The sequence below is a fragment of the Endozoicomonas sp. YOMI1 genome (assembly GCF_024606345.1).
Taxonomy (GTDB): domain Bacteria; phylum Pseudomonadota; class Gammaproteobacteria; order Pseudomonadales; family Endozoicomonadaceae; genus Endozoicomonas.
Genome location: NZ_JAHHPM010000411.1, coordinates 1 through 9,085, shown reverse-complemented (window position 1 = coordinate 9,085; position 9,085 = coordinate 1). Strand labels below are relative to the sequence as shown.

The window sequence follows — 9,085 nt, the reverse complement described above, 5'->3', positions numbered from 1 at the left end:
CCCACCTCCCTAACAATGAAGCCCCCGACAAAACGACAATTTCGGAGCTCAATCCCGCGGCTTTAATACCCGCTGTTTACGCTTCACCTTATCTACAAAGACCACAGAGACCACAGAGAATTTCCTTTGTGAACTCGGTGCTCTATGTGGTTAACAAAAAATCAATAAACGGCAGAAATTCCCCGCTGATCAAATTCAGCCTTGATCGCATCGAGCTGCTCAGTGGATGGCGGGCGCACCGCTTCCAGCTCGTAACTTTCACTGAAGGCATCCCACTTATGCACGCCCAAACTGTGGTAGGGCAGGATTTCCACCTTCTCAACACAATCCATTTTCTCCACCATTTCTGCCAGCATGGCGGCATACAGCGGATCAACGGTATACCCTTCCACCACCACGTAGCGTATCCAGGTTGGCTTTCCCAGCTCCTGCAGATACATGGCAAAATTACGGGTGTACCTGCCGGTGACATAGGTCAGCTTCTGGTGCATCTCTTCGTCCATGTGTTTGATATCCAGAAGCACAAGGTCGGTGTATGACAGCAGGCGCTCAACATCCGGAGTGATATATTTGGCAAATCCATTGGTATCCAGGCAAGTATGGATGCCGTACACTTTAAGCGCCTTGAACAGGTCGGCAACAAATTCAGCCTGCAGCAGCGGCTCGCCTCCAGTCACCGTAACACCACCGGTCAGAAAGCTCTTTACCTTGAGGATCTTGTCCAGAACTTCCTCGTGACTGAGCACCTCCCCGCCATCACGCAGATCCCAGGTATCCCGGTTGTGGCAGTATCGGCAGCGCATATGACAGCCCTGCATAAACACAACAAAACGGATACCCGGCCCGTCTACCGTGCCAAATGAGTCCATGGAATGGACACGACCAAGGGACATGGCGACTCTCCTGTTTACCCGACGTGTCTCTGTAAAAAGTAGATCACTGTCTTTTACAAAGACCCTGAATGCCATGAGCAAAAAAGGCCAGCAGAGCTGGCCTTTCAGAAGTTAATTCTAGCGATTACTACAGTGAGCTAGTAAAGGTACGGGTGATAACGTCACGCTGCTGCTCTGGTGTCAGCGAGTTGAAACGCACCGCATAACCGGAAACACGGATGGTCAGAGAAGGATACTTCTCAGGGTTCTCCATGGCATCTTCCAGCATTTCACGGTTCATGACGTTGACGTTCAGGTGCTGACCACCCTCACGACTTTTCTCGTGATGGAAGTAGCCATCCATCAGACCAACCAGGTTCCTGCGACGGCCTTCTTCATCCTTACCCAGCGCCTTTGGCACGATAGAGAAGGTGTAAGAAATACCATCCTTCGCATAGGCAAATGGCAGCTTGGCAACAGAACTCAGGGAAGCAACCGCACCACTGGTATCACGACCATGCATTGGGTTGGCACCCGGGCCAAATGGCTGACCTGCACGACGTCCGTCCGGGGTAGTACCGGTCTTCTGCCCGTATACCACGTTAGAGGTAATGGTCAGAACGGACTGAGTGGGAATCGCATTGCGGTACATCGTATGCGAAGCGACTTTCTTCATGAACGTTTCAACCAGTTCACAGGCAATGGCATCAACACGCTCTTCGTTGTTACCAAACTTCGGAAAATCACCTTCAATTTCGAAGTCGGTAGCAATGCCGTCTTCATCACGCACAGGCTTAACTTTGGCGTATTTAATGGCAGACAGAGAGTCCGCAGCAACGGACAAACCAGCAACACCACAGGCCATGGTGCGAATAACATCACGATCATGCAGAGCCATCAGAGAAGCCTCGTACGAGTACTTGTCGTGCATGTAATGAATACAGTTCAAGGCAGCCACATACTGACTCGCCAGCCAATCCATAAGCGCATCAAAACGTGCATAGACATCGTCGTAATCCAGGTATTCAGAAGTGATCTTGTCCGTTTTTGGACCAATCTGAATTTTCAGCTTCTCGTCAATACCGCCATTGATAGCGTAAAGCAGCGTCTTACCCAGGTTGGCACGGGCACCGAAGAACTGCATCTGTTTGCCAACCACCATTGGCGACACACAGCAGGCGATGGCGTAATCATCACTGTTCATATCAGTACGCATCAAATCATCATTTTCGTACTGGATAGAGCTGGTATCAATGGATACTTTGGCACAATACTCTTTGAAGGCCGCAGGCAGCTGCTCAGACCACAGAACCGTGATGTTTGGCTCTGGAGATGGTCCCATGGTGTACATGGTGTTCAGAAGGCGGAAAGAGTTTCTGGTCACCAGTGTACGACCGTCAAGGCCCATACCACCAATAGCCTCAGTGGCCCAGATTGGGTCACCAGAGAACAGCTGATCGTATTCAGGCGTCCGCAGGAAGCGAACCATACGCAACTTCATTACGAAGTGGTCGATCAGTTCCTGGGCATCAGTTTCAGTAATCTTGCCCGCTTCCAGGTCACGCTGGATATAGATATCCAGGAAAGTAGCCGTACGCCCCAGAGACATGGCAGCGCCATTCTGGGACTTAACCGCAGCCAGGTAACCAAAGTAAGTCCACTGAACCGCTTCACGGGCAGAGGCAGCAGGGCTACCAATATCACAACCGTATTTGGCCCCCATCTCTTTGATCTGCATCAGCGCCTTGATCTGCTCCATGATCTCTTCACGCAGCTGGACGGTACTTTCAAGATCCTCGCCGGAAGTCAGCGCCGCATCCAGAGACTTGTGCTGGGCCTTCTTATCAACAATCAGTCGATCAATACCGTACAGAGCGATTCGGCGGTAGTCACCAATAATACGTCCACGGCCATAAGCATCTGGCAAACCGGTAATTATCCCAGACTTACGACAGTTGCGAATGTCCGCAGTGTAAACATCGAAAACACCGGAATTGTGCGTTTTACGATATTCAGTGAAGATCTTGCTAACCATGTCATCCAGTTTACGGCCATAAACTTCACAGGAAGTTTCAACCATACGGATACCACCGTTGGCAATAATGCCACGCTTCAGCGGCTTATCAGTCTGCAGACCAACAATGGTTTCCAGGTCTTTATTGATGTAGCCAGCGTCATGGGAAGTAATGGTGGATGGCAGGTCGGTATCGAAATCCAGGGGGGCGTGAGTGCGATTCTCTTCCTTGATGCCTTCCATAACATCAGCCCAGAGCTTGTCTGTAGCTTCAGTAGAACCGGCCAGAAAGGAACCGTCACCCTCGTAAGGGGTGTAGTTTTTCTGGATGAAGTCACGAACATTGATGCTTTCGGACCAGTCGCCGGAAGTGAATCCTTCCCATGCAGCTGCTGGTAGTTCGCTGGTGGTTACAGTCATACTAAGAGGCTCCTGATATGTTGGAGAATTCTTTGGGGATGCTGCTCCCGAGTCAGTCAGGCTGCATATGGATAAAGTAGTGACACCAACTTGATCTGTAAGAACATCATTGTCAGCGTATTCTTTGCCAGTCTCGCGGGGAAGCAAACCTTGTGAGAACACCTCACCACAAAAGTCTCTTACCCTAAATGGTCATACCGCACGTGTAAAAGCTGGCCAACCCGGTGAAGTAAGAAATAATTTCAACCAAATCAAATTACCGCATATACGACAGTTCTTCCATCAGTGCTAATACCTATTGATCATAAAAAACGGAAAAACAGACTCCAACAAGAATTAACAAAAAAACATATCTTCATATATTTTATTAACTATTCTTTGATTAGCAAAAATTAGTTATTAACAATGGTCCAAAATTCAAAAAAATTATGAAATCCATCAACGATCCATTTTTATGAATGCTAGTCTTTGTTTTTGTTAATTCTATTTCAATTTCGCTTTTCAAAATGACTAACGACGCTAATATTATACTGTTAACGTTTGTTGACGTTTATTGACGTTTATTTAGAGAGTTTTAATAAGTAGTGTTACCTATTCATACCGAAAATGGGTTTGTCTAACGTTAACCAAATAAAGACATTTATCCGTTTCTGGGAGAGGATGAACAGGAGGTAGTTATGAGCAAATATATTTACACAACCATTTACGAGCAGTTCACCGGCTTGAAGCCACCCGAACCAAAAGACCACAAACCACGTCGCCGTAGAGGCTACGGTCATCCTTATCGTATGCGCCTGAATATGCAGGAAGGTTCTGTCCAGAACAGTGAGCTGCTTTCTGGCCGGGACTCAGAAAGAGACCTGTATGAACAGACGCCTGTTTCCATTTTTCAGCCATCTGTGACCAAGCAGCCTGTCCGCAGGTTTTCGTCCGGTGGTCAGAGCTATCGCAGCGGTAACAGCGTTGGTAACAACAGCTCCATGAGTGGCACTATGAACTGCAGGCCAGCTGCGCCTGAAGATCGCCATAGCAGCGCTGAGCCCAAGGTAACCTACAAAAAGCGGCGCCAGTACGGGCCTTCAAGCTTCGGTATTGGCTCAATGAGCAGAGACAGCAACGACAACTCTGATTATTGAATTCCGATTTTTTATTGATTGTTTTTGAATACTGACACTACCAGCCAAGCTTATCCAGCCGAGCTTGTCTAGCGGAACCCATTCATCACTTTCCCAGATTGTTTTTGCCAAAGGCCCTTACTCCAAGGCCTTTGTGCTTTCTTTGAACGCATAAAATCAAAGCGTTCTTTGCTGTAGATAACTGTCATAATCCGGAATCAGTCGGTTATGAGATTGTCCAAGCAAGTCTGACGAGAATATGTAATCCGCAGAGCTCTGGTTACAGGCAACCGGGATATTCCACACCGCCGCGATCCGTAACAACGCCTTAACATCCGGATCATGGGGCATTGGCTCAAACGGGTCCCAGAAAAATACCAGCAGATCCAGTTTGCATTCAGAAATTAATGCACCAATCTGCTGGTCGCCACCCAGCGGACCACTGATAAACTTTGTGACCGCCGTGGACAGCTCTTTTTCCAGCAGACCTCCTGTGGTACCCGTGGCAAAAAGCTCATGACCCAGCAGCTTTTCTTTATGACGCAGACTCCACTGCACCAATTCCCCTTTCTTATTATCATGAGCGACCAGGGCAATGCGCTTTTTAGATGAAACATTGTATTCTTTGTAAATCATGAAGTACTTCTACTCTTTTTTCAGCAATAAATATATCAATACAACAGCAGGCAATTCACGACAGGTACTTAATCATCACTCCCGCTGCTACCGCTGAGCCAATAACGCCAGCGACGTTGGGACCCATGGCATGCATCAGCAGAAAGTTCTGCGGATTGGCCTCAAGCCCCATTTTGTTGGAAACCCTGGCCGCCATGGGTACCGCTGACACCCCGGCTGAGCCAATCAATGGGTTCACCCTGGTAGACGACATCCGATTCATCAGTTTTGCCATCAGGACTCCACTGGCGGTACCAATACAGAATGCCACAATCCCCAGCGCCAGAATCCCCAGAGTTTCCATTTGCAGAAACTTGTCAGCACTCAGTTTTGAACCCACAGACAGTCCAAGGAAAATGGTGGTGATGTTGATCAGCGCATTTTGCGCTGTATCCGAAAGGCGCTCAACCACACCACACTCTTTCATCAGGTTACCAAAACAGAACATCCCCAGCAGTGGAGCCGCATCGGGTAGTAACAGGGCCACCAGCACCAGCAATAAGATTGGGAAAACGATTTTTTCCGTCTTGCTCACTGACCGCAGCTGCGTCATCACAATCTTGCGTTCCTCTGCCGTGGTCAGCGCTTTCATAATCGGCGGCTGAATCAGGGGGACCAGTGCCATATAAGAGTAGGCAGCAACCGCAATGGCTCCCAGAAGGTTAGGAGCAAGCACGCTGGATACATAGATCGCAGTTGGCCCATCAGCACCACCAATAATACCGATAGCAGCGGCATCAGCCAGGCTGAAATTCATAAGCCCCATGGAGCTCAACACAATAGCCCCAAATACTGTGGCAAAAATACCAAACTGAGCGGCAGCCCCGAGAAACAGGGTTTTCGGGTTAGCCAGCAACGGACCAAAATCCGTCATGGCACCCACCCCCATAAAAATCACCAGGGGGGCAACACCGCTGCCAATAGCCACACTGTAAAACTGATAAAGGACACCGTTCGAGTACCCTGCATCGACAATAATGTTACCGACTACCGTCCGGGTTGCCGCATTCGCCTCATGGTATAAAGCATAAAGTTGATCCGGAGCAGCAGAAGCACTGCCCAGTGCTTCAGCTACCGCCTGCATCACCACAGGGTTAGCCATATGAAGCGCCTGCTCAATAGCGGAAAGCGCCAGACCGGCCTGGGGAATATTGGCCAGAATTCCACCAAAACCAATAGGCACCAACAGTAAAGGCTCGAATTGCTTGCGGATGGCCAGATACAGCAACCCAAAGCCCACCAGAATCATAACGAACTCTCCGGCGGTAAGGTTGTATAACCCGGAGCCCTCCCAGAGCGTTAATAGCTTTTCCATGGCATTCTTTCTCGACCAGACATTTCTCTTAATAAGGGCTCTTTATAAGGGCTCTTTATAAGAGCTCTTGATAAAGGAGCCCCGGCAAGAGGACTCCTTAGTAGTTGTCCTTAAATTGTGGAAATTATTCAAGGACTATTCCTAAGCCAGGGCAAGCAGGGTATCACCCACCGCTACACTGTCACCTTCACGTACATCAACCGACGTCACCTGTCCGCAACGTGGGGCACGAACTTCCGTTTCCATTTTCATGGCTTCGAGAATAAGCAGCACATCACCTTCCTGAATATGCTGCCCCGGTATTACATTCACCTTCCAGATATTACCGGCCAGTGGCGCGGGCATTGGCTCACCGGCAGAGGCTGATGTGGTTGCCGTTTCGAGCAGGGCAGGCGCTGGAACAGGAGCCAGCTGGGAAACATCACCACCTTCCGAAACCTGAACGGTATAGGCATTGCCATTAACACGAACGGTATAAACAGAACTATCCATTGGAGGAGCCACGGAAGTTGCCTGAGCAGCAGGCTTCACTTCCGGTTCGGTCCCGGGAGATGGTTCGAAAGCATCGGGGTTACCGCGATTCTGCAGAAACTTCAGACCAACCTTGGGAAAGAGGGCGTAGGTCAGAACATCATCCACAGGCTGATCAGCCAGCTTGATGTCTTTCTGTTTGGCCAGGCCATGCAGCTCAGCAGTCAGTTCCTCGAATTCAGATTCAAGCAGATCAGCTGGACGACAGGTAATCGCTTCCTTACCCTCCAGAACCCTGTCCTGAAGGCTTTTGTTGAATGGTGCCGGTGCCGCACCGTACTCACCTTGCAAAATCCCCCGGATCTCTTTGGAGATGGTTTTATAGCGCTCACCGGTCAGCACATTGAGAACCGCCTGGGTGCCAACAATCTGGGAAGTGGGCGTGACCAGTGGAATCATCCCCAGGTCTTCACGAACTCTTGGAATCTCCTGCAGCACTTCATCAAACTTATCACTGGCCCCCTGCTCTTTCAGCTGACTTTCCATATTGGTCAGCATGCCACCGGGTACCTGGGCGGTAAGGATTCTGGAGTCAACGCCACGGAGCTGACCTTCAAATTTCGCATATTTTTTTCGGACTACCCGGAAGTAAGCAGCCACTTCTTCCAGCTTATGCAGATCAAGCCTGGTATCACGCTCAGTCCCCTGCAGTGCAGCAACGATTGCCTCAGTTGGCGAATGTCCATAGGTCATCGACATAGAGGAGATAGCCGTATCAACACGGTCAACACCGCCTTCAACGGCCTTGAGCAGCGACATGGAAGAAAGGCCGGAGGTGGCATGGCAATGCAGCTGAATTTCCAGGTCTGTTTCTTTCTTCAATCTGGCAACCAGCTCATAAACGTCAGTCGGCGTAATAATGCCGGACATGTCCTTAATGCACAGAGAATCCGCCCCCAGATCCTCGATCCCTTTGGCCAGAGAGACCCAGCTATCCATAGTATGAACGGGACTGGTGGTGTAAGAGATCGTACCCTGAGCATGGGCACCCTGCTTCTTCACCGCTTTCATTGCCTGCATCAGGTTACGGGGATCGTTCATGGCATCAAATACCCGGAACACATCCATACCATTGGCAACGGCACGCTCAATAAATTTATCTACGACATCGTCAGCATAGTGACGATAACCCAGCAAATTCTGCCCCCTTAACAGCATCTGCTGACGGGTCCTGGGCATGGCTTTTTTCAGTTCGCGCAACCGCTCCCATGGGTCTTCTCCCAGAAAGCGGATACAGGCATCAAAGGTAGCACCACCCCAGGTTTCGAGAGACCAGTAGCCGATCTGATCCAGCTGTTCTGCGATCGGCAACATATCTTCAATGCGAAGGCGGGTAGCAAACAGTGACTGATGGGCATCCCTCAACACCACATCGGTAATACCCAGCGGCTTTTTATCGGCTAATGGCTTTTGTACGACAGACATAACCCTTCTTTATCCCCCGGTTATTGGCGTTTTTCTGCTTGAGTTTTTTTTGTTCTGTGCATTTGAATGGCTGCACTGATGGCAGCAACCAGTTCACCCTGATCATTGGATGACGATGGCTGGCTATTCACTGGAATGGGATTGGATGCACCCGATGGTACCGGTTCCCGAAAATACCGATCGATGATTGTTGACATCAGTCTGGTTACCAGCACCAATAGCGTCAGAAACAGGAAAACAAAACCCATTCCAAAGAGCATCAGGCTGGAACCTTCTGAAATAAGGTCCGATGGATTCATCAAGTAAGTCCTTTGTTTTTTTCAGGCTTGAGGGTCCGGTCAATCCCCTCAGGCAGATTTGCCCAGCCGGAACTCTTGATTATTATTATTTCCATGAACAGGCTCATGGCTTCTGGCTGTTTTGTGCCTTCTCTTGGCCATGCCAGTATTCTACTGAACAGTCTGTGATAAGCAATCAGTCATCCAGGCTATGTTGTCTACATAAGCAGAAGCCCAGGACCACCTTCGACAGCATTGCGCACAAAAGCGAGGTTGCCTCAGTCCGGGAAAAAATTCACCGACGTAAATCAATAAAAGTTAACCAATCGAATAGATTGGCCGTCAGATACAATCGAACTGTCATTTAATAACTTCGACACTTCAATAAGCGCTGCCCGCTTCCCGCCACCCGCTGCCCGAAAAAGACAGGCCGCTTGTGC

7 protein-coding genes are annotated in these 9,085 nt (G+C 49.4%); 1 reads left to right on the top strand and 6 read right to left on the bottom strand.

Annotation, left to right across the window (positions count from 1 at the left end):
• Window positions 1-161 precede the first annotated feature (161 nt).
• Complete coding sequence (gene pflA, locus KDK15_RS14635) at window positions 162-893, bottom strand: pyruvate formate-lyase-activating protein (RefSeq protein ID WP_257296125.1); 732 nt, start codon at window positions 891-893, stop codon at window positions 162-164.
• A 127-nt stretch (window positions 894-1,020) separates the two neighbouring features.
• A complete protein-coding gene (gene pflB / locus KDK15_RS14630) occupies window positions 1,021-3,306 on the bottom strand; it encodes a formate C-acetyltransferase (RefSeq protein ID WP_257296124.1) in 2,286 nt (761 codons plus the stop codon).
• A gap of 677 nt (window positions 3,307-3,983) precedes the next feature.
• On the opposite strand from pflB, the gene KDK15_RS14625 reads away from it, so the two are divergent.
• Window positions 3,984-4,442 (top strand): hypothetical protein, encoded by a 459-nt coding sequence (locus tag KDK15_RS14625; RefSeq protein WP_257296123.1) that lies wholly within the window; start codon window positions 3,984-3,986, stop codon window positions 4,440-4,442.
• 156 nt (window positions 4,443-4,598) lie between these two features.
• On the opposite strand, the gene KDK15_RS14620 is transcribed toward KDK15_RS14625, so the two are convergent.
• The 4 genes from KDK15_RS14620 to KDK15_RS14605 all read right to left on the bottom strand — a co-directional run bounded on the left by KDK15_RS14620 (window position 4,599) and on the right by KDK15_RS14605 (window position 8,666).
• Complete coding sequence (locus KDK15_RS14620; RefSeq protein WP_257296122.1) at window positions 4,599-5,057, bottom strand: methylglyoxal synthase; 459 nt, start codon at window positions 5,055-5,057, stop codon at window positions 4,599-4,601.
• 55 nt (window positions 5,058-5,112) lie between these two features.
• The gene (locus tag KDK15_RS14615; protein WP_257296121.1) at window positions 5,113-6,411 is read right to left on the bottom strand and encodes a sodium ion-translocating decarboxylase subunit beta; all 1,299 of its coding nucleotides are present in this window, start codon (window positions 6,409-6,411) and stop codon (window positions 5,113-5,115) included.
• A 141-nt stretch (window positions 6,412-6,552) separates the two neighbouring features.
• Window positions 6,553-8,367 carry a sodium-extruding oxaloacetate decarboxylase subunit alpha gene (oadA, locus tag KDK15_RS14610; protein ID WP_257296120.1) on the bottom strand — a complete coding sequence of 605 codons (1,815 nt, stop codon included), beginning with the start codon at window positions 8,365-8,367 and terminating at the stop codon, window positions 6,553-6,555.
• Between the two features lie 20 nt (window positions 8,368-8,387).
• Window positions 8,388-8,666, bottom strand: a complete 279-nt coding sequence (locus KDK15_RS14605) for an OadG family protein (RefSeq protein ID WP_257296119.1) — start codon at window positions 8,664-8,666, stop codon at window positions 8,388-8,390.
• Window positions 8,667-9,085 lie beyond the last annotated feature (419 nt).